At 53.0% G+C, this 20,712-nt stretch carries 21 protein-coding genes; 11 read left to right on the top strand and 10 right to left on the bottom strand.

What is annotated here, in order from left to right; genetic code table 11:
• Positions 1–225: 225 nt before the first annotated feature.
• A complete protein-coding gene (locus tag J1G48_RS13360) occupies positions 226–1,365 on the top strand; it encodes a glycoside hydrolase family 105 protein (RefSeq protein WP_000989909.1) in 1,140 nt (379 codons plus the stop codon).
• Positions 1,366–1,418: 53 nt separating this feature from the next.
• Here the strand turns inward: J1G48_RS13360 and mrdA are convergent, their stop codons facing one another.
• Both mrdA and argS read right to left on the bottom strand, forming a co-directional pair.
• Complete coding sequence (gene mrdA, locus J1G48_RS13355; protein ID WP_000142868.1) at positions 1,419–3,290, bottom strand: penicillin-binding protein 2; 1,872 nt, start codon at positions 3,288–3,290, stop codon at positions 1,419–1,421.
• A 188-nt stretch (positions 3,291–3,478) separates the two neighbouring features.
• Positions 3,479–5,212, bottom strand: a complete 1,734-nt coding sequence (gene argS / locus J1G48_RS13350; protein ID WP_001025369.1) for an arginine--tRNA ligase — start codon at positions 5,210–5,212, stop codon at positions 3,479–3,481.
• A gap of 236 nt (positions 5,213–5,448) precedes the next feature.
• On the opposite strand from argS, the gene J1G48_RS13345 reads away from it, so the two are divergent.
• Complete coding sequence (locus tag J1G48_RS13345; RefSeq protein ID WP_000024794.1) at positions 5,449–6,018, top strand: VOC family protein; 570 nt, start codon at positions 5,449–5,451, stop codon at positions 6,016–6,018.
• A gap of 19 nt (positions 6,019–6,037) precedes the next feature.
• Positions 6,038–6,784, top strand: coding sequence for a copper homeostasis protein CutC (cutC, locus tag J1G48_RS13340; protein ID WP_001185780.1), 747 nt, complete (start codon positions 6,038–6,040; stop codon positions 6,782–6,784).
• Positions 6,785–7,019: 235 nt separating this feature from the next.
• Here cutC and cmoB read toward each other — a convergent pair whose 3' ends face one another.
• From cmoB to J1G48_RS13315, 5 genes are read right to left on the bottom strand one after another with little or no spacing between them, the layout of a single operon-like run.
• Positions 7,020–7,991 carry a tRNA 5-methoxyuridine(34)/uridine 5-oxyacetic acid(34) synthase CmoB gene (cmoB, locus tag J1G48_RS13335; RefSeq protein WP_000569035.1) on the bottom strand — a complete coding sequence of 324 codons (972 nt, stop codon included), beginning with the start codon at positions 7,989–7,991 and terminating at the stop codon, positions 7,020–7,022.
• Entirely contained in the window at positions 7,988–8,731 is a 744-nt protein-coding gene (gene cmoA, locus J1G48_RS13330) for a carboxy-S-adenosyl-L-methionine synthase CmoA (RefSeq protein WP_000019607.1), read from the bottom strand. Before cmoA ends, cmoB begins: the two co-directional genes overlap by 4 nt.
• 40 nt (positions 8,732–8,771) lie before the next feature.
• Complete coding sequence (locus J1G48_RS13325) at positions 8,772–9,167, bottom strand: MAPEG family protein (protein ID WP_000252975.1); 396 nt, start codon at positions 9,165–9,167, stop codon at positions 8,772–8,774.
• 52 nt (positions 9,168–9,219) lie between these two features.
• Positions 9,220–10,038 (bottom strand): DUF72 domain-containing protein, encoded by an 819-nt coding sequence (locus J1G48_RS13320; RefSeq protein ID WP_000639226.1) that lies wholly within the window; start codon positions 10,036–10,038, stop codon positions 9,220–9,222.
• On the bottom strand, positions 10,035–10,601 hold the full coding sequence (locus J1G48_RS13315) for a hydrolase (protein WP_000916144.1): 567 nt from the start codon (positions 10,599–10,601) through the stop codon (positions 10,035–10,037). Before J1G48_RS13315 ends, J1G48_RS13320 begins: the two co-directional genes overlap by 4 nt.
• Positions 10,602–10,925: 324 nt before the next feature.
• On the opposite strand from J1G48_RS13315, the gene aspS reads away from it, so the two are divergent.
• The 4 genes from aspS (at position 10,926) to ruvC (ending at position 14,581) form a co-directional block, all read left to right on the top strand.
• A complete protein-coding gene (gene aspS / locus J1G48_RS13310) occupies positions 10,926–12,698 on the top strand; it encodes an aspartate--tRNA ligase (protein ID WP_001258629.1) in 1,773 nt (590 codons plus the stop codon).
• 102 nt (positions 12,699–12,800) lie between these two features.
• A complete protein-coding gene (gene nudB, locus J1G48_RS13305) occupies positions 12,801–13,253 on the top strand; it encodes a dihydroneopterin triphosphate diphosphatase (RefSeq protein WP_000653693.1) in 453 nt (150 codons plus the stop codon).
• Between the two features lie 29 nt (positions 13,254–13,282).
• A complete protein-coding gene (locus tag J1G48_RS13300) occupies positions 13,283–14,023 on the top strand; it encodes a YebC/PmpR family DNA-binding transcriptional regulator (protein ID WP_000907242.1) in 741 nt (246 codons plus the stop codon).
• Between the two features lie 36 nt (positions 14,024–14,059).
• On the top strand, positions 14,060–14,581 hold the full coding sequence (gene ruvC / locus J1G48_RS13295; protein ID WP_000022509.1) for a crossover junction endodeoxyribonuclease RuvC: 522 nt from the start codon (positions 14,060–14,062) through the stop codon (positions 14,579–14,581).
• 1 nt (position 14,582) lies between these two features.
• Here ruvC and J1G48_RS13290 read toward each other — a convergent pair whose 3' ends face one another.
• The gene (locus tag J1G48_RS13290; protein WP_000716756.1) at positions 14,583–15,182 is read right to left on the bottom strand and encodes a YebB family permuted papain-like enzyme; all 600 of its coding nucleotides are present in this window, start codon (positions 15,180–15,182) and stop codon (positions 14,583–14,585) included.
• A gap of 208 nt (positions 15,183–15,390) precedes the next feature.
• On the opposite strand from J1G48_RS13290, the gene J1G48_RS13285 reads away from it, so the two are divergent.
• From J1G48_RS13285 to ruvB, 3 genes are all read left to right on the top strand, one after another.
• Positions 15,391–16,083: a hypothetical protein gene (locus tag J1G48_RS13285; RefSeq protein ID WP_001680382.1), complete on the top strand. Its 693-nt coding sequence runs from the start codon at positions 15,391–15,393 to the stop codon at positions 16,081–16,083.
• A 359-nt stretch (positions 16,084–16,442) separates the two neighbouring features.
• Positions 16,443–17,054: a Holliday junction branch migration protein RuvA gene (ruvA, locus tag J1G48_RS13280; protein WP_000580335.1), complete on the top strand. Its 612-nt coding sequence runs from the start codon at positions 16,443–16,445 to the stop codon at positions 17,052–17,054.
• Between the two features lie 8 nt (positions 17,055–17,062).
• A complete protein-coding gene (gene ruvB, locus J1G48_RS13275) occupies positions 17,063–18,073 on the top strand; it encodes a Holliday junction branch migration DNA helicase RuvB (RefSeq protein WP_000568508.1) in 1,011 nt (336 codons plus the stop codon).
• A gap of 78 nt (positions 18,074–18,151) precedes the next feature.
• On the opposite strand, the gene znuB is transcribed toward ruvB, so the two are convergent.
• Together znuB and znuC are read right to left on the bottom strand one after the other, a co-directional pair.
• Positions 18,152–18,937 (bottom strand): zinc ABC transporter permease subunit ZnuB, encoded by a 786-nt coding sequence (gene znuB / locus J1G48_RS13270; protein WP_000571508.1) that lies wholly within the window; start codon positions 18,935–18,937, stop codon positions 18,152–18,154.
• Positions 18,934–19,689: a zinc ABC transporter ATP-binding protein ZnuC gene (gene znuC, locus J1G48_RS13265; RefSeq protein WP_000203023.1), complete on the bottom strand. Its 756-nt coding sequence runs from the start codon at positions 19,687–19,689 to the stop codon at positions 18,934–18,936. The genes znuB and znuC overlap by 4 nt, the downstream gene beginning before the upstream one ends.
• A 78-nt stretch (positions 19,690–19,767) precedes the next feature.
• Here znuC and znuA point away from each other — a divergent pair, with 78 nt between their 5' ends.
• Positions 19,768–20,712, top strand: a complete 945-nt coding sequence (gene znuA, locus J1G48_RS13260; RefSeq protein ID WP_000939597.1) for a zinc ABC transporter substrate-binding protein ZnuA — start codon at positions 19,768–19,770, stop codon at positions 20,710–20,712.

The following is a 20,712-nucleotide window of genomic DNA, read 5'->3' as shown; positions in this document are numbered from 1 at the left end:
TTTGCCAGGTAGCAGACCTGACTCTCTTTTTGAATAAATAGAAACGCTGTTTTATAAAATGGTGAGGTAGGTTGCCGGACTCTTTGCGTTTTTGCCATTTACGCTCTGGCAATGGCAGAAACAAAAAGGTTTCCGCCCAGCTTAGCTTTTACTGTAGCGAATCGACTGCGTCGGCGGTAAAACTGCACGCAGCACTGAATTCGACATTACACAGAGGTTAAGCAAATGATGGTTTATCCAGTCAAACACAGTCCGCTATTGCGTCAGCCTGAGCATTTTATCGCCAGAGATGAACTAAAAGCCCTGGTGCAAAAGGTGACGCATAACCTGGTCAATATTAAAGATGAGACAGGCGAATTTTTATTGCGACTGGACGATGGACGCGTGATCGATACTAAAGGCTGGGCCGGATGGGAGTGGACGCACGGCGTGGGCCTGTACGGAATGTATCACTATTACCAACAGACCGGCGACCAGACGATGCGTAAGATCATTGATGACTGGTTTGCCGATCGTTTTGCGGAAGGCGCGACGACGAAAAACGTTAATACGATGGCGCCATTTTTAACGCTGGCGTATCGCTATGAAGAGACGCGTAATCCAGCGTATTTACCGTGGCTGGAAACGTGGGCCGAATGGGCGATGAATGAAATGCCCCGTACCGATCACGGCGGAATGCAGCACATCACGCTGGCGGAGGAAAATCATCAGCAGATGTGGGACGACACGCTAATGATGACGGTGCTGCCGCTGGCGAAAATCGGTAAACTGTTGAACCGGCCGGAATATGTGGAAGAGGCAACCTATCAGTTCCTGCTGCACGTGCAGAATTTGATGGATAAAGAGACGGGGCTGTGGTTCCACGGCTGGAGCTATGACGGTCATCATAACTTCGCTAACGCTCGCTGGGCGCGCGGCAACAGTTGGCTGACCATTGTGATCCCGGATTTTCTTGAACTGCTGGACTTGCCGGAAAATAATGCCGTGCGCCGTTACCTGGTCCAGGTACTGAATGCGCAGATCGCCGCGCTGGCGAAATGTCAGGATGAAAGTGGTTTGTGGCATACGCTGCTTGACGATCCGCACTCTTATCTTGAGGCGTCGGCGACGGCGGGTTTTGCCTACGGTATTCTTAAAGCGGTGCGCAAACGCTATGTCGGGCGGCACTATGCGCAGGTGGCGGAAAAAGCCATTCGGGGGATAGTGAAACATATCTCGCCGGAAGGCGAACTGCTGCAAACGTCATTTGGCACTGGCATGGGCCACGATCTCGATTTTTACCGTCATATTCCGTTGACCTCTATGCCTTACGGGCAGGCGATGGCAATGCTGTGTTTGACGGAATATCTGCGTAACTATTTCTGATGTATGCAGATATTCCGGCCGTATCCTTGTCTGATGGCGCTTTGCTTATTTGACTATGGCGCCTGACCCGACTGTGTGGTATCAGCCTGTGGATCAAACAGGTGGTCAAGGATTTTTCGCATGATGGGCGCGGCGGTAACGCCGTCGCTTCCGCCGTTTTCCAGAATCAAGGCAATAGCGACCTTAGGGTTTTTATACGGTGCAAAAGCGGTATAAAACACATGATCGCGCAGGCGAATGGGGATCATTTTCGCGTTGTAGGTCTGATTTTCTTTCAGGCTAAACACCTGCGACGTGCCGCTTTTGGCCGCAATGCCGTAGGGCGCTGTGTGAAAGAACTTATAGCCCGTTCCGTTGGGTGCATTCGCCATGCCATACATCGCCTGACGCACCAGTCCCCAGTATGGCGACGCCGGATCGGCTATCTGTGCCGGTGTTCCTGAAGGGCGATACGGAACCACCGTTTTGCCGCTCTCTTCATTGAGTAACAGGTGAGGGGCAATCACCTTACCGTTGTTGATGAGCGCCACCATCGCTTTTACCATCTGGATGGGGGTGGCAATCCAGTAACCCTGGCCGATGCCGACAGAAATGGTATCGCCCTGATACCAGGCTTTTTTATGGACCCGCTGTTTCCATGCGCGGCTGGGAAGCAGCCCGTCATACTCTTCATTAAGGTCGATGCCCGTCGGTTTGCCATAGCCGAACTGAGACAACATCGTGTCGATACGGTCAATACCCATCATATAAGCGACCTGATAGAAAAAGGTATCCGCAGATTCCTCAATCGCTTTAGTGACATCCAGCATACCGTGTCCGGTTTTTTTCCAGTCCCGGTAATGCCGCTGCGTGCCGGGAAGCGTCCAGGTTGGCGCGCCAAAGAAGGTGGTTTGCGGCGTAATAATCCCGCATAACAGCGCGGACATTGCCATATAGGGTTTAACCGTTGACGCCGGAGGATAAAGCCCTTGCGTCACGCGGTTGATCAGCGGCAGATTTTTATCGTGCAGCAGTTTGCCGTAATCCTGATAGCTAATGCCTTTTACAAAGGGGTTCGGGTCGTAGCTGGGCATAGATACCATCGCCAGCACTGAACCATCGTGCGGATCTTCAACCAGTACGGCAGCACGCTGCCCGGCCAGCAAACTTTCAATGTACTCTTGTAAATGGAGATCCAGCGTCAGGTGAATGTTCTTACCCGCGATGGGAGGAACGTCTTTCAGCAGGCGGACAATACGCCCGTGATTATCCACCTCGACCTCCTGATAACCGGTTTTGCCATGAAGATCGTTTTCGTAGTAACGCTCAATCCCCTGTTTACCGATGTTATGGTCCGCCGCGTAATTCTCTGCCAGCCCTTTTTTATCCAGCGCTTTAAGGTCGTTATCGTTTATCTTTGACACGTAACCGAGAACATGCGCCAGCTCCGCGCCGTAAGGATACTGCCGATCCTGATAGCTATTGATCGTGACGCCGTTGAAATGAAACTGATTGACCGCAAAGCGTGCGATTTCAACATCCGTTAGCGCGTTTTTGAGCACCACCGGACGATAGCGGCTACTGGATTTTAGCGCGCGGCGAAAGTCGGCGATATCATCGGGGGAGAGATCAACAATAGGGGTGAGCTGTTTTAGCAGCGCATCCATATCGGCAATTTTATAGGGCGTAACCGCGATATCATACCAGGTTACGTTACGCACCAGCGGAATGCCGTTGCGATCGTAAATGATGCCGCGCGTGGGCGCGACGGGTAGCATCTTGATATCGTTCTCATTCGAACGGGTGGTGTAGTAGTGGTGCTGACGGATTTGCAAGTTATAGAGGTTGAAGATCAGGATACCAAAGCAGACAACCACTACACCAAACGCCACAATCACACGTCTCAGGAAGAGTTTCTCTTCCGCATCAAAGTCTTTAAAAGTCATTACCTGTACCTGAACAATCCGCCGCCTAATGATACGGGGCGGTCAGCGCCAGCACAGGTAAAAGATGTTCCATCTCTCTATAGAAATGTGTCATTCCTTGTGATTTGTTACAGATATACCGCTGTGGCAATAAAAAGGCCTGAGTCCGTTATCCGGAGTCAGGCCTGATGATGTTAACGACGGCGCGTTTACATGCGTTCTACGGTTTCGATACCCAACGTATCCAGACCCAGTTTCAGCGTCTTCGCCGTCAGTTGCGCCAGTTTTAGGCGGCTATTGCGAACCGCGTCATTCTCGGCGCTGAGAATAGGGCAGTGCTCGTAGAAGCCGGAGAACAGCCCGGCGACGTCATACAGATACGCGCACATGACGTGCGGCGTACCTTCACGCGCGACCACCGTCAGGGTTTCTTCAAACTGCAGCAGACGGGCAGCGAGTTGCGCTTCGCGATCTTCGCTAATGATAACCGGCGCGCTCGCCAGCGCCTGCTCGTCGATGTCCGCTTTACGGAAAACAGACAGCACACGCGTATAGGCATACTGCATATAAGGAGCGGTATTGCCTTCGAAAGCCAACATATTATCCCAGTCGAAGATATAGTCAGTGGTGCGGTTTTTTGACAGATCGGCGTATTTCACCGCGCCAATACCGACGGCGTTAGCCAGTTTTTCCAGCTCGTCAGCCGACATATCCGGGTTCTTCTCCGCCACCAGACGACGCGCGCGCTCCAGCGCCTCATCCAGCAGGTCCGCCAGTTTCACCGTACCGCCCGCGCGAGTTTTAAACGGTTTACCGTCTTTACCCAACATCATGCCGAACATGTGGTGTTCCAGCGGAACGGAATCCGGCACATAACCGGCTTTACGCACAATGGTCCAGGCCTGCATCAGGTGCTGGTGCTGACGGGAGTCAATGTAGTAGAGCACGCGGTCGGCGTGCAGCGTTTCGTAACGGTATTTGGCGCAGGCGATATCGGTAGTGGTATACAGATAACCGCCATCTTTCTTCTGAATAATGACGCCCATCGGGTCGCCTTCCTTGTTTTTAAACTCATCAAGGAAAACCACCGTTGCGCCTTCGCTTTCAACCGCCAGGCCTTTGGCTTTCAGATCGGCGACGATGCCCGGCAGCATCGGATTATACAGACTTTCGCCCATCACATCGTCACGCGTCAGAGTGACGTTCAGACGATCATAGGTGATCTGGTTTTGCGTCATCGTGATATCAACCAGCTTACGCCACATCTCACGGAAATAGGTATCACCGCTCTGCAATTTGACGACGTAGTTACGCGCGCGCTCGGCAAACGCTTCATCTTCGTCATAATGCTTTTTCGCATCGCGGTAGAATCCTTCGAGATCCGCCAGCGCCATGTCGCCCGCGTTTTCCTGCTGCTGTTTTTCCAGCCAGGCGATAAGCATACCGAACTGGGTGCCCCAGTCGCCGACGTGGTTAGCGCGAATAACATGATGGCCCAGAAACTCCAGCGTGCGCACTGCCGCATCGCCGATAATCGTGGAGCGTAGATGACCGACGTGCATCTCTTTCGCGACGTTGGGCGCGGAGTAGTCGACGACAATCGTCTGACGAGTCGGCTGAGAAACGCCCAGACGATCGGAGGTCAGCGCCTGTTGCACCTGTTCAGCGAGAAAAGCCGGTTCGAGGAAAATATTGATAAAGCCAGGGCCGGCGATTTCAACCTTGCTGGCGATGCCGCTGAGATCCAGATGAGTCAGCACCTGCTCTGCAAGTTGTCGGGGGGCCATACCCAGTTTTTTCGCAACTGCCATCATGCCGTTGGCCTGATAGTCGCCGAACTGAACTTTGGCTGACTGACGAACCTGGGGCTCGCAATCTGCAGGCGCGCCTGCAGCAATCATGGCCTGACTAACTTTTTCTGAGAGAAGAGCCTGAATATTCACCGGAATACCTTACGTTTATGAAGCGGACTGTATTGCCCGCGCCAGTTTAAGAATTAGGGCGGGAGTATACTGCAAATGCCCGTTGGCGTCAGCATTGCGCGCGCGGCGCGTCGCCTGAAATATACGCAACAATAATCTGCATAAGCATTCAATAAACGCCCAATCAAATCAAAGGTTGGTTGCCGGGGCGCAACAGCGTAAATTAGCGGTTTTCACAGCAAGAAGAGCGTCCTGATATGGCGAACTGGCAACACATTGATGAACTGCATGATATTTCCGCAGATTTACCGCGATTCACTCTGGCGTTCAGAGAACTTTCCACTCGCCTTGGTCTGCAGATTAGCGCCCTTGAGGCCGATCACATTTCATTGCGCTGTCACCAGAATACGACGGCGGAGCGTTGGCGTCGCGGTTTTGAACAATGCGGTGAGCTACTGTCGGAAAATATCATCAACGGCAGGCCGATTTGTCTGTTTAAACTGCATGAACCGGTATGTGTGGAACACTGGCGGTTTTCTGTTATCGAATTACCGTGGCCGGGAGAAAAACGCTATCCACACGAGGGGTGGGAGCATATTGAAATCGTGCTGCCCGGCGAGCCGGAGACCTTGAACGCGAGGGCGCTGGCGTTGTTGTCGGATGAGGGGCTTAGTCAGCCGGGGATAGTGGTTAAAACCAGTTCGCCACAGGGCGAGCATGAACGTTTGCCAAACCCTACGCTGGCCGTGACCGATGGCCGCATCACGGTAAAATTTCATCCATGGTCGATTGAAGCGATTGTCGCCAGCGAACAGGCGGCCCATTAACCTGCCGAGCGGAGTGAATATGGCGTTACTTGAGATCTGTTGTTACAGCATGGAATGCGCGCTCACCGCGCAGCGAAACGGCGCGGATCGTATCGAACTGTGCGCCGCGCCGAAAGAAGGCGGGCTTACGCCTTCGCTGGGCGTCTTACGCAGCGTGCGCGAGCATATTACGATTCCCGTACATCCGATTATTCGTCCTCGCGGCGGGGATTTTTACTACACTGACGGCGAATTTGCCGCCATGCTGGAAGATATTCGCCTCGTCAGAGAGTTGGGTTTTCCCGGGCTGGTGACTGGCGTGTTGACCGTTGATGGGGATGTCGATATGTCGCGAATGGAAAAAATAATGGCGGCGGCCGGACCGCTGGCGGTGACATTCCACCGCGCCTTCGATATGTGTGCTAATCCCTTCAATGCGCTAAAGAATCTGGCTGACGCAGGCGTAGCAAGAGTACTGACTTCCGGACAAAAAGCCGATGCGGCGCAAGGTTTATCAATAATTATGGAACTTATTGCCCAGGGGGATGCTCCAACCATTATGGCTGGTGCGGGGGTTCGTGCAAATAACCTGCAGAATTTCCTCGATGCCGGAGTACGGGAAGTACACAGTTCCGCCGGAGTCTTACTGCCTTCGCCGATGCGCTATCGCAATCAGGGGTTATCGATGTCTGCCGATATACAGGCGGACGAGTATTCTCGCTATAGGGTAGAGGGTGCGGCGGTCGCTGAAATGAAAGGAATCATTGTTCGCCATCAGGCCAAATGATTTTTACCGTTGCATCATGTCGCCCAATATGATGCTTGCTCGTACCAGGCCCCTGCCAATTCAACAGGGGCCTTTTTTTCTCCTTCATATTTCAAGCCGCAGCAGCGTTGGCCGCCTCGCGCACCCCGGTCACGTAGCTACCTACGTTCCCGGGGATTTGCTGCGTTGCCGCCTTGCTGCAACTTGAACTATTTTGGAGAAACGGTGCTATACGTAACGGTCATTCGGCAATCCATCACGGTTTACGCGCAATCAGCACCGCGCGCTGCGGGGCGGGGTAGCCTTCCACCGTCTTGCTGCGATCGTTCGGGTCAAGAAAATCGGCCAGCGACTCGGTAACCATCCATTCGGTACGGCGCTGCTCTTCGGTGGTGGTGACGCAAACGTCAGCGATACGCACATCAATAAAGCCGCATTTTTCCAGCCATTTTTTTAATGCCGGCGCGGAAGGAATAAAATAGACGTTACGCATCTGCGCGTAGCGGTCACCCGGCACCAGTACGGTATTTTCGTCGCCGTCGACGACCAGCGTTTCCAGTACCAGTTCACCCTCGTTGACCAACTGATCTTTTAACTGCCACAGATGCTCCAGCGGCGAGCGACGGTGATAAAGCACCCCCATCGAGAAGACGGTATCAAATGCTTTCAGCGCCGGGAGTTGTTCAATGCCCAACGGCAGCAGATGCGCGCGCTGATCGTTACCCAACAGTTTACGCACCGCCTCAAACTGGCAGAGGAAAAGCTGTGTAGGATCGATGCCGACCGCCAGATGTGCGCCCGCGCCAATCATCCGCCACAGGTGATAGCCGCTGCCGCAGCCGACATCAAGGATCGTCCGGCCGGTTAAATCTGACAGATGCGGCAGTACGCGATCCCACTTCCAGTCGGAGCGCCATTCGGTATCAATATCTACGCCATAAAGCGAGAACGGGCCTTTACGCCACGGCATCAGATTACGCAGCAATGTATCAATACGCTTTAGCTGACCTTCGCTGAGCGGCGTTTCGCTTTCAGCCGTGACGCTGTGCAGTAAATCCAGCCGCCAGGGCGTCATTTCCGGTAAAAATTCTACCGCGTTCGACCACTGTTTAAACAAGCCATGCTGCTGCTCGCGTTGCCAGGCGGCAATCTGCGCGGGCAATGTTTCCAGCCAGTGGGAGAGATGATTTTTAGCAATGAGCTGATAAAAGTTACCAAACTCGATCATGCGGCAACTCCGGCTTTTAACGCGACAAGCGACCCGAAGTTAAAGCACTGGAACCACAGTTCACTATGTTCGAAACCCGCCTTACGCAGGCGCGCTTTATGTGTTTCCACCGAGTCGGTGAGCATCACGTTTTCCAGCATACTGCGCTTCTGGCTGATCTCCAGTTCGCTGTACCCATTCGCGCGTTTAAAATCGTGGTGCATGTTGAATAACAGCTCACCCACTTTCGCGTCTTCAAAGCTAAATTTTTCCGACAGTACCAGCGCGCCGCCGGGATTCAACCCCAGGTAAATCTTATCCAGCAATGCCTGGCGTTCGGCAGGTTCAAGGAATTGCAGGGTAAAATTCAGCACCACCATCGAGGCGTTTTCAATAGTGATATCGCGGATATCGCCTTCAACGACTTCAACCGGCGTAGGCGCTTTATACGCATCAATATGGCGGCGGCAGCGTTCAATCATGGCCGGGGAGTTATCGACGGCGATAATGCGACAATGCTCATGGCGGATATTACGCCGAACAGACAGCGTCGCGGCGCCCAGCGAGCAGCCCAGATCGTAGACCTGCGTGTTCGGCTGCACAAAGCGTTCAGCTAACATGCCGATCATGGAGATGATGTTGGAGTAGCCTGGTACCGAACGCTGAATCATGTCGGGGAAAACTTCGGCTACTCGTTCATCAAAAGTCCAGTCGCCGAGACGGGCGATAGGCGCAGAAAAAAGCGTGTCGCGGTGAGACATAACGTATACATCCGGGAAAAATAAAGGCGCATATTGTGCGCTAATACAGGGAGAAAACCAACTCCCAGGGCATATACCACAGGTTTGCCAGCACCATCAGCAACAATGCGCACCAGGTAGCGCTCATCCCCGCCCGCCGCCAGCGGAACAGGCGGTGGTGAAAACCGTAATAATGCATCAGCCGACCGGCGATTAAAATGATGCCGCAGATATGCACCATCCACGTTTCGGCGCCGTTCATTTCCATAAACAGCAGCAGCACCAGCGCGACAGGAATATATTCCACCGCGTTGCCATGAATACGGATGGCGCTTTGTAATTCGCTAAAACCGCCGTCGCCATAGGCGACACGGTACTGCATTCGCAAGCGAACGACATTAAAAGAGAACTTCATTAATAATAACGCACCCAAAACGGCATACAGCGCGCTTACCATACAAACTCCCTTTTAAAATGGCTGATGGCACTGTCTATGATAGGGGGCATTTTCAGAAAAGAGAAGATTGCTGTGGAATGGACGGAGCAGTGCCGATTTCCGGTAAGACGCTGCGTAAATCATGCCAAAGTGTATTCACCAGTTCCGGCGCCTGCGCGATATCCGGAGTATGTAAAAACAGAAAAGGCGTGGTGGTCTGCCGCCACTGCGGGAGTTTCTGCAACCAGGCGGCGAAAAACTCACGGTTTTGCGCCATATTATCGCTACCGATAAAACGCACCATCGGATGGCTAGCCGTCACGACAGCATGTACCGGAACTTTGGGTTTTTTTCGCTGCGCGTCGCGGACGGCCTCGCTGTGGGGATGGGCGGCATGTACCGGACGACTATCCAGGATCACGCGGTTTACGCCGCGCGCGTGTAACCCGCGATTGAGCCGCTGTTCATCCTCACCTTTGTCAAAAAAACACGGATGACGAACTTCTACGCCATAGGTAAACGTGGCGGGGAGCGCATCAAGAAACTGCCATAAGGCGGGGAGATCGCGCGGTCCAAAGGCGGCGGGCAACTGCAGCCAGTATTGGCCAATACGCGTTTCCAGCGGCGCCAGGCGGGTAAAAAACGCCTGTACCAGATCGTCGCAATGGCGCAGCGCGGCCTGGTGAGAAATGGTCGCGGGAAATTTAAAGCAAAAACGGAAATCGTCCGTAGTTTGCGCATACCAGCGATCGACAATTTCCGCTTTCGGCAGCGCGTAAAGCGTGGTGTTGCCCTCCACGCAGTTAAAGTGGCGGGCATACTCTTCCAGACTGGTGATGCCGAGCCGCGCCCATTTCGGGTGCGACCATTGCGGCAAGCCAATGTAGATCATAAGGCGTTTAAAATATCCTCTACGCTGCGTACCCGGCCAATGCGCGGGAAAATATGCGTCATACTGCTCTGATGCTGCTCACTGCTGGCGGCGCTACAGGCATCTTCGGCAATAATAAGGTTAAATCCCAACTCCCAGGCGTTACGCGCTGTGGATTCGACGCCGATATTGGTTGAGATCCCGCACAATATGATGGTGTCGATACCCCGGCGGCGAAGCTGTAATTCCAGATCGGTGCCGTAAAACGCGCCCCACTGGCGTTTAGTCACTTCCAGATCGCTGTCCTTTTTACCCAATGCCGTAGGCCAGGTCCACCAGTTTTCCGGCAACGCGTGCGCAGGCGTTGCGGCATCCACGGGTTGTTTTAACGCTTCGGCATAATCATCAGACCATCCGACGCGTACCATAACCACGGGCGAGCCGTTGGCACGACACTTTTCCGCCAGCCGCGCGGCGCGGGCGACCACCTCATTTGCCGTATACGGGCCGCCGGCAAACGGAAGAATTCCTTCCTGTAAATCAATAACCACCAGGGCGGTTGTGGTCGCGTTGAGTTTCAGCATGATAATCACTCTCCTAAAAATAGCGTATTTCACTACACCTTAAGCGCGATTAAAGAGGAAAGCGGTGACAAATATTGTTAATTTTTGTGAGCATACGCAATACCCGCGTGAAAAACCCGGGTACAGTCAGTATGAACCAAGTGTCGATACCGCATGAAACGGGCAAGTTATCGCTCCCATGCTGGATTGACTCTTATCGTGCGGCAGAATTTCCAGTATAATAGCCGCCTTTTTTCATCCAGTTGTGACATACAGCTAAAGCTGCGACTTCGTCGCCTGCATGGCAGGCAACAATCCGCCTGCGGCTAAGTTAAGGGATATCTCATGCGTACAGAATATTGCGGACAGCTACGTCTGTCCCACGTGGGGCAGCAGGTGACTCTGTGTGGTTGGGTCAACCGTCGTCGTGATCTTGGCAGCCTGATCTTTATCGATATGCGCGACCGCGAAGGTATTGTGCAGGTGTTCTTCGATCCGGATCGTGCGGACGCGTTAAAGCTGGCCTCTGAACTGCGTAATGAGTTCTGCATTCAAGTTACGGGCACCGTGCGTGCGCGTGACGCGAAAAACGTCAATGCGGATATGGCGACCGGCGAAATTGAAGTGCTGGCGTCCTCTCTCACTATCATCAACCGCGCAGACTCACTGCCGCTTGACGCTAACCACGTTAATACCGAAGAGGCGCGTCTCAAGTACCGCTATCTGGATTTGCGTCGTCCGGAAATGGCGCAGCGCCTGAAAACTCGCGCCAAAATTACCAGCCTGGTGCGTCGTTTTATGGACGATCACGGTTTCCTTGATATTGAAACGCCGATGCTGACCAAAGCCACGCCGGAAGGCGCGCGCGACTATCTGGTGCCTTCGCGCGTGCACAAAGGTAAATTCTACGCGCTGCCGCAGTCGCCGCAGCTGTTCAAACAGCTCCTGATGATGTCCGGTTTCGACCGTTACTATCAGATAGTCAAATGCTTCCGTGATGAAGACTTACGTGCTGACCGTCAGCCGGAGTTTACTCAGATCGACGTCGAGACCTCCTTCATGACCGCGCCACAGGTGCGCGAAGTGATGGAAGCGCTGGTGCGCCATTTATGGCTGGAAGTGAAAGGCGTGGATCTGGGGGATTTCCCGGTCATGACGTTTGCCGAAGCGGAACGTCGTTACGGTTCCGACAAACCAGACCTGCGTAACCCGATGGAACTGGTAGATGTCGCTGACCTGCTGAAATCGGTAGAGTTCGCGGTCTTCGCGGGCCCGGCTAACGATCCGAAAGGCCGCGTGGCAGCGCTGCGTGTGCCTGGCGGGGCGCAGCTTAGCCGTAAGCAGATCGACGATTACGGTAACTTTGTTAAGATCTACGGCGCGAAAGGCCTGGCGTATATCAAAGTTAACGAGCGCGCGAAAGGTCTGGACGGGATTAACAGTCCGGTGGCCAAGTTCCTGACCGCCGACATCGTCGACGCTATCCTTGAACGTACCGGCGCGCAGGACGGCGACATGATCTTCTTCGGCGCAGATAACAAAAAAGTGGTTGCCGATGCGCTGGGCGCGCTGCGTCTGAAACTGGGCAAAGACCTGAGCCTGACCGACGAAGACAAATGGGCGCCGCTGTGGGTGATTGACTTCCCGATGTTTGAAGACGACGGCGAAGGCGGTCTGACCGCGATGCACCATCCGTTCACCGCCCCGCGTGACATGACGGCGTCTGAACTGAAAACTGCGCCGGAAGAAGCCGTCGCTAACGCTTACGATATGGTGATTAACGGCTATGAAGTGGGCGGCGGTTCGGTGCGTATTCACAACGGTGAAATGCAGCAAACCGTATTTGGTATTCTCGGTATCAATGAGCAGGAGCAGCGCGAGAAGTTCGGCTTCCTGTTGGATGCGTTGAAATACGGTACGCCGCCGCATGCGGGCCTGGCGTTTGGTCTGGACCGTCTGACCATGCTGTTGACCGGCACCGACAATATTCGTGATGTTATCGCCTTCCCGAAAACGACCGCCGCCGCGTGTCTGATGACCGAAGCGCCGAGTTTCGCCAACCAGGCAGCGTTGACGGAGTTGGGGATTCAGGTTGTGAAGAAAGCCGAGAATAACTGATATGAACAATGTACACGACATCATTCGCGTGATATCGCGGCGGCCCGCAAGGGCGAGTCTCATCAATGCACGGCGTCACTCAACAGCCAACAACGAGGTCGCGTGAAGGATAAAGTGTACAAGCGCCCCGTTTCGGTCCTGGTGGTTATTTTCGCGCAGGATACGAAACGGGTGCTAATGTTGCAGCGACGCGACGACCCGGATTTTTGGCAGTCAGTGACTGGCAGCATAGAAGAAGGGGAGACCGCGTTGCAGGCCGCCGTGCGTGAAGTCAAAGAGGAGGTCACGATTGATGTTGCGGCAGAGCAACTGACCTTAATCGACTGCCAACGTACGGTGGAGTTTGAAATTTTTTCACATTTACGTCATCGCTATGCGCCGGGCGTTATGCACAATACAGAATTCTGGTTCTGCCTTGCGTTACCGCATGAGCGGCAGGTGATATTCACTGAACATCTGACGTACCAGTGGCTTGATGCGCCTGACGCGGCGGCGCTTACCAAGTCCTGGAGTAACCGGCAAGCGATTGAAGAGTTTGTCATTAACGTCGCCTGAAAAGGCGCGCTTTTTTTGAGGAAATATTTATGGCAGGTCATAGTAAATGGGCCAACACCAGACATCGTAAAGCTGCGCAGGATGCCAAGCGCGGTAAAATCTTCACTAAAATTATTCGTGAACTGGTAACGGCAGCTAAATTGGGCGGCGGCGATCCGGATGCCAACCCGCGTCTGCGCGCGGCCGTAGATAAAGCGCTGGCCAACAACATGACCCGCGACACTCTGAACCGTGCCATCGCTCGCGGTGTGGGTGGTGATGAAGACTCGAACATGGAAACCATCATCTATGAAGGTTATGGTCCTGGCGGCACGGCCATTATGATTGAGTGTCTGAGTGACAACCGTAACCGTACCGTAGCGGAAGTGCGTCATGCTTTCAGCAAGTGCGGCGGTAATCTGGGTACCGATGGCTCAGTGGCGTACCTGTTCAGTAAGAAAGGGGTCATCTCCTTTGAGAAAGGCGATGAAGACACCATCATGGAAGCCGCTCTGGAAGCTGGCGCGGAAGATGTTGTGACCTATGATGATGGCGCGATTGATGTTTACACTGCCTGGGAAGAGATGGGCAAAGTGCGTGACGCGCTGGAAGCGGCGGGTCTGAAAGCGGACAGCGCCGAAGTGTCCATGATCCCGTCAACCAAAGCGGATATGGATGCGGAAACCGCGCCGAAACTGCTACGTCTGATCGATATGCTGGAAGACTGTGACGATGTCCAGGAAGTCTACCATAACGGTGAGATCTCTGATGAGGTGGCGGCGACCCTGTAATGGTGCTGTTAAACGCCGGCGGGCAGGGGGGATAGCGTGTCGATTATTCTCGGTATTGACCCCGGCTCGCGCATTACCGGTTATGGCGTTATCCGCCAGGTAGGCAGACAACTGACCTATCTGGGCAGCGGATGTATTCGCACCAAAGTCGATGATTTGCCGTCTCGTTTGAAGCTCATATACGCAGGCGTGACGGAAATCATCACGCAGTTCCAGCCGGACTATTTTGCTATCGAACAGGTGTTTATGGCGAAGAACGCCGATTCAGCCCTCAAGCTGGGACAGGCGCGCGGCGTCGCGATTGTCGCCGCGGTCAATCAGGAACTGCCCGTGTTTGAATACGCGGCGCGTCAGGTGAAGCAAACCGTCGTCGGTATTGGTAGCGCGGAAAAAAGCCAGGTACAGCATATGGTGCGCACGTTGCTCAAACTGCCCGCTAACCCGCAGGCAGACGCCGCAGATGCGCTGGCTATCGCCATTACGCATTGCCATGTTAGCCAGAACGCGATGCAAATGAGCGAGAGCCGACTCAATCTGGCGCGGGGAAGGTTGCGCTAAATCATTCTCCCTCAGCCTCGCGTTGAGGGGTTTCAATTCCACAGGCGCTAATTAATTCTAAATTGGGATGATGCCACAGGCTGGCGGGCGTCACCGTCTTACGATCCCACGGGATTGAACCTAAAAACCAGAATTTCCAGAAGGTGAGTTTCGCATCAGGATTGCTGTGAAGTAATTCTTCGAATGTCTCAATATCGCCTACCGGAATACACAATGCTTCTTTATAGATATCAAACACAAATTTCGAGCAGAACTGGCGCGATGACTCGTATTTAAACCCCGTGTGATAAAACTTATTCAGCCGGGCGGGAACCTGCTCCATGATGGCGAGTTTCTGCTCGACCGTCAGGCCGCCGCGCAGACGGCGAACGGCGTAACGTTGTCCGGCTGAACGTTGTATAAACAGTGACAGCGTGGTGACGGTTGAGAGGGGGACGCGACTTTCCGCCACCAGATAGTCATCACCATTATGACCAATAATAATCCCAACATGGTTGCTCCAGCACTGTGAAGCGGTGGATATCTGGCCGAAAAGCGCGGCACCTATACAGGTAAAGACGGTATCCCCGGTTTCATATTGGACAGAATAATGTTTTTTCATCTCTGCATTCCATTATTTGAAATAAATTCCTTTTATTTATTCTACAGGGTAGTTAGCATTATACCAGATAAATGACAAGCCTTAGTGTCATCGAAATATGTATGGTGAATATTTCATTTATTGGAATTAATGTCGCAAATATATTTGGGGGGGATTAAGGTGGTAAATTTCTCATCATCTGATCTCTCATATTGACAGGGAGTATGACGTGGTTGATGATAAACCAATGAGAATAGGTTGGGTATTTTATTTTTCTTATATTTTTGTTGCTATTATCTTTCATCTGTTTATTAGTTTTTGTTATTGTTTGAGTATTGATATGGCAGAGGCTAATACTGTTGTTTTTTTATTAAAGCCAGGGACGATTTCATTATTATTTTTGCTTCTCCCTGCCAGGCGGTTCAGGACCAGACTGTTGGCAACATTGAGTTCAGTTTTCATTACCTTAGTATTTAACCAGTGGCATTTGGTTGCCGGGAATAAAGAACTGGTTTTGTGCCTGCAGGCAGCGTGCTTTATGGCTTTCCTGGCTATGACATCGGTAAAAAAATCCGGGTGGATGATTAGCGCATCATTATTTTTGGTTTGTGCGGCCGGAACGATTCGCCAGTGCTGGCTGGAACAGCTGTTTAACGCTGCCGATATATATATTGTTGATGATGGGCGGAGCAGTGGCGCCAGCGGCCACTGCTTCCAGTATATTGCAGCAAAAGGCCGTGGGTTAGCAGCAAAACGACAGGCACTTTTTAGTAGCGAAGAGTATGTGAATATTTATTATAGTTATTCAGAAGGGATGCCAGCCGTGAATTTCGATGGCATGAAAAATGAGTTTGTACAATATTTATTGTGTCATGGCGAATTAAAATCTGTTGCGCGCGACGATAAAACAACATGCGATTAAATTCAGCGCTAGTGGTTAATATTATTAAATCTATTCTCGGGTCTGTTTTTTTGGAGGCCCGATGTTCCGCTGTTGGCATTCGTACTGGATACATTATTAGTGTTATCAGGATACTCATTATTGAAGACTACCGAACGTGCGCCACGGCATGTTGGCAAAAAGTTGTTCGCGTAGGACGCAAAAAGTTGTCAATGAGTGTACGACTTATTTTGTACGCAGCGGGGAGCGTACCCGTCGTTAACCATCGCGGGTTGTCGGAGTAGAGAAATATCGGGATACGTGTTTTTCATCTGGATAAACATCCAGTCTTTTTTTATGATAGTGCATTATCTTTTCAGCCCTTTACGCAGGAGCGTCATGTGATAGGCAGACTCAGAGGCATTATTCTCGAAAAACAACCCCCGATCGTGCTGCTGGAGACAGGGGGAGTAGGCTATGAAGTACATATGCCTATGACCTGCTTTTACGAGCTGCCGGAGGCCGGGCAGGAGGCAATCGTCTTCACCCACTTCGTGGTGCGTGAAGATGCGCAGTTGCTGTACGGATTTAACAATAAGCAAGAGCGCACGCTATTTAAAGAGCTAATTAAAACGAATGGCGTCGGGCCTAAGCTGGCGCTGGCGATCCTCTCCGGCATGTCGGCGCAACAGTTCGTCAATGCGGTTGAGCGCGAAGAGCTGGGTGCGCTGGTGAAGCTGCCGGGTATCGGCAAGAAAACCGCCGAAAGGCTGATTGTCGAAATGAAAGACCGCTTTAAAGGGCTACATGGCGATCTCTTTACGCCAGCGGTCGATCTGGTATTGACGTCGCCGGCCAGCCCAACCTCGGAAGATGCAGAACAAGAAGCAGTTGCTGCGCTGGTGGCGCTGGGTTATAAACCGCAAGAAGCCAGTCGGATGGTAAGCAAGATCGCCCGTCCGGATGCAAGCAGTGAAACACTGATTCGCGACGCGTTACGCGCCGCGTTATGAGGTAAAGGATGATAGAAGCAGATCGCCTGATTTCAGCAGGCGCCACGATCGCAGAAGACGTCGCCGATCGCGCCATTCGCCCGAAGTTATTGGCGGAATATGTCGGCCAACCGCAGGTGCGCTCCCAGATGGAGATCTTTATTCAGGCGGCAAAACGGCGTGGCGACGCATTAGATCACTTGCTGATTTTCGGCCCGCCAGGGTTAGGTAAGACGACTCTGGCGAATATCGTTGCCAATGAAATGGGCGTCAATCTCCGAACCACGTCCGGCCCGGTGCTGGAAAAAGCAGGCGATCTGGCGGCTATGCTCACCAATCTTGAACCGCATGATGTGCTGTTTATTGATGAGATTCACCGGCTTTCACCGGTGGTGGAAGAGGTACTCTATCCGGCGATGGAAGATTACCAGTTGGATATTATGATTGGCGAAGGGCCTGCCGCACGTTCAATTAAGATCGATCTGCCGCCGTTTACGCTCATTGGCGCGACGACGCGCGCCGGGTCGTTAACGTCCCCGCTACGTGACCGTTTTGGTATTGTGCAGCGCCTGGAGTTTTACCAGGTGCCTGATCTGCAGCACATCGTCGGGCGCAGCGCAAGGCACATGGGGCTTGAGATGAGCGATGACGGCGCGCTGGAAGTGGCGCGTCGGGCGCGCGGTACGCCGCGTATAGCCAACCGTCTGCTCAGACGTGTGCGTGATTTCGCCGAGGTGAAGCATGACGGGGCTATTTCAGCGGAAATTGCCGCGCAGGCGCTGGATATGCTGAACGTCGATGCGGAAGGGTTTGATTATATGGATCGCAAGCTACTGCTGGCGGTTATTGATAAATTCTTCGGTGGTCCGGTGGGACTGGATAACCTGGCGGCGGCGATTGGCGAAGAGCGTGAAACCATTGAGGATGTGCTGGAGCCGTATCTGATTCAGCAAGGCTTTTTGCAGCGCACGCCGCGTGGGCGTATGGCAACGGTGCGCGCCTGGAACCATTTCGGGATCACGCCGCCAGAGATGCCTTAGCGCCTGAAGTCGCTGCGCTCATCAGACCTGGGCGATTTTGTAGGCCCGGTAAGCGCAGCGCCACCGGGCAACACACGCTTAGCTTGCCTGCTTTTTCATCATACTGAAGATAAACAGCAGCGCGGCACACAGCACTACGGATGGCCCTGCCGGGGTATCATAAAAGGCTGAGAAGGTCAGTCCACCTGTAACCGCTATCATACCTACACCAACGGCGACGCCCGCCATCTGCTCCGGCGTACGGGCAAAGCGACGCGCGGTTGCGGCGGGGATAATCAGCAGCGACGTAATGATCAGCGCTCCGACAAACTTCATCGCCACGCCAATAGTTAACGCCGTTACCAGCATCAATAGCAGCTTCACGCGCTGTAACTTCACGCCATCGACAAAGGCAAGATCCGGACTGATAGTCATTGACAGCAAGTTGCGCCACTGCCAGAAGAGAATGGCCAGCACAATAACGACCCCAATAGCGATCGAGATAAGATCTTCCGGCGTGACGGCCAGCAAATCGCCAAACAGATAAGCCATTAAATCAACGCGGACGTTGGACATCAGGCTGACCACGACCAGTCCTAAAGATAAGGCGCTGTGCGCCATAATGCCCAGTAAGGTATCAATCGCGAGGTGAGGGCGTTTCTCCAGCCATACCAGACCGGCGGCCAGCAGCAGCGTAACGGCGATTACCGCATAAAAGGGGTTAACGTCCAGCAACAGGCCAAACGCCACGCCCAGAAGCGACGCGTGAGCCAGCGTATCGCCAAAATAGGACATCCGACGCCAGACCACAAATGAGCCCAATGGACCAGCGGCGCAGGCCAGCATCATCCCGGCCAGCCAGCCGGGCAGTAATAATTCAATCATGAGTGACCATTTCCCCGGCGCAGTACAATACGGCCCTGTAAATCGTGGCGATGATTATGATGATGGCGATAAATCCCTAATTGCTCCGCGCCTCGCGGGCCAAACATAGAGATAAATTCCGGATGCATAGACACCACTTCCGGCGCGCCGGAACAGCAAATATGATGGTTCAGGCATAACACTTCATCCGTCTTTGCCATGACCAGATGTAGATCATGCGACACCATCAGCACGGCGCAATCGAGTTCACGGCGCAGCTGATCGATAAGGTCGTATAACGCGACCTGGCCGTTGACATCCACGCCTTGCGTCGGCTCATCAAGTACCAGCAACTGAGGCCTGTTAAGCAGAGCACGCGCCAGCAGTACACGCTGTGTCTCACCGCCAGAGAGTTTTTGCATGGGCGCGTCAATCAAATGTCCGGCCTGAACGCGTTTAAGCGCCGGGAGAATATCCGTTTTTTGTGTGCCGGGACGTAAACGTAAAAATCGGTTTACCGTCAGCGGAAGCGTGGTATCGAGATAGAGCTTTTGCGGGACATAGCCGATACGGAGTTGCCCGTTGCGCTTGATCACCCCTTCATCAGGGGCTACCAGTCCTAAAACCACGCGTACAAGCGTTGACTTCCCCGCGCCGTTAGGGCCGAGAAGCGTTAAAATTTTTCCGGGGCTCAATTCAAGCGACACGTCAGAGAGGACGCGGCGTTGACCAAATGAGACCGAGACGTTTTCCAGTGAAACTAAACTTGTCATGTTAATTTTAGGCTTGCAGAAGTGATAGAATGTTATAATATCACATTTCACACATTCATTACGATGATTAGTCGCATTATGTTACAGAAAAATACGCTTCTTTTCGCAGCATTATCCGCCGCGCTTTGGGGGAGTGCAACCCAGGCTGCCGACGCCGCCGTTGTCGCTTCGCTTAAACCGCTTGGGTTTATCGCTTCCGCCATTGCTGATGGCGTTACGGATACACAAGTATTACTTCCGGATGGGGCTTCCGAGCATGATTATTCATTGCGTCCATCAGACGTAAAACGCTTACAGGGCGCGGACTTAGTCGTCTGGGTTGGCCCGGAAATGGAAGCCTTTATGGAGAAGTCGGTCAGGAATATTCCTGATAATAAGCAGGTTACCATTGCGCAACTTGCCGATGTAAAACCGTTACTCATGAAGGGCGCGGATGATGATGAGGATGAACATGCGCATACGGGCGCCGATGAGGAAAAAGGTGACGTACATCACCATCACGGCGAATATAACATGCATCTTTGGCTCTCCCCAGAGATAGCGCGGGCTACAGCGGTTGCAATCCATGAAAAATTAGTGGAACTTATGCCGCAAAGTCGAGCCAAACTCGACGCCAACCTGAAGGATTTTGAGGCACAATTAGCCGCAACCGATAAACAGGTCGGTAACGAGCTCGCGCCGCTCAAGGGGAAAGGGTATTTCGTTTTTCATGACGCCTACGGTTACTACGAAAAACACTACGGACTCACCCCGCTCGGTCACTTTACCGTGAACCCTGAGATACAACCTGGCGCGCAGCGTTTACATGAAATAAGAACACAGTTGGTTGAGCAAAAAGCAACCTGCGTTTTTGCTGAGCCACAATTCAGGCCAGCGGTCGTGGAAGCCGTGGCGAGAGGGACATCCGTTCGAATGGGAACACTGGACCCCCTCGGGACGAACATTAAACTGGGTAAAACAAGCTATTCAGCGTTTTTAAGCCAATTAGCCAACCAGTATGCGAGCTGCCTGAAAGGAGATTAA

The sequence above is a fragment of the Salmonella sp. SAL-020 genome (assembly GCF_017372215.1).
Taxonomy (GTDB): domain Bacteria; phylum Pseudomonadota; class Gammaproteobacteria; order Enterobacterales; family Enterobacteriaceae; genus Salmonella; species Salmonella enterica.
This window is presented reverse-complemented; position numbering and strand designations above follow the sequence as displayed.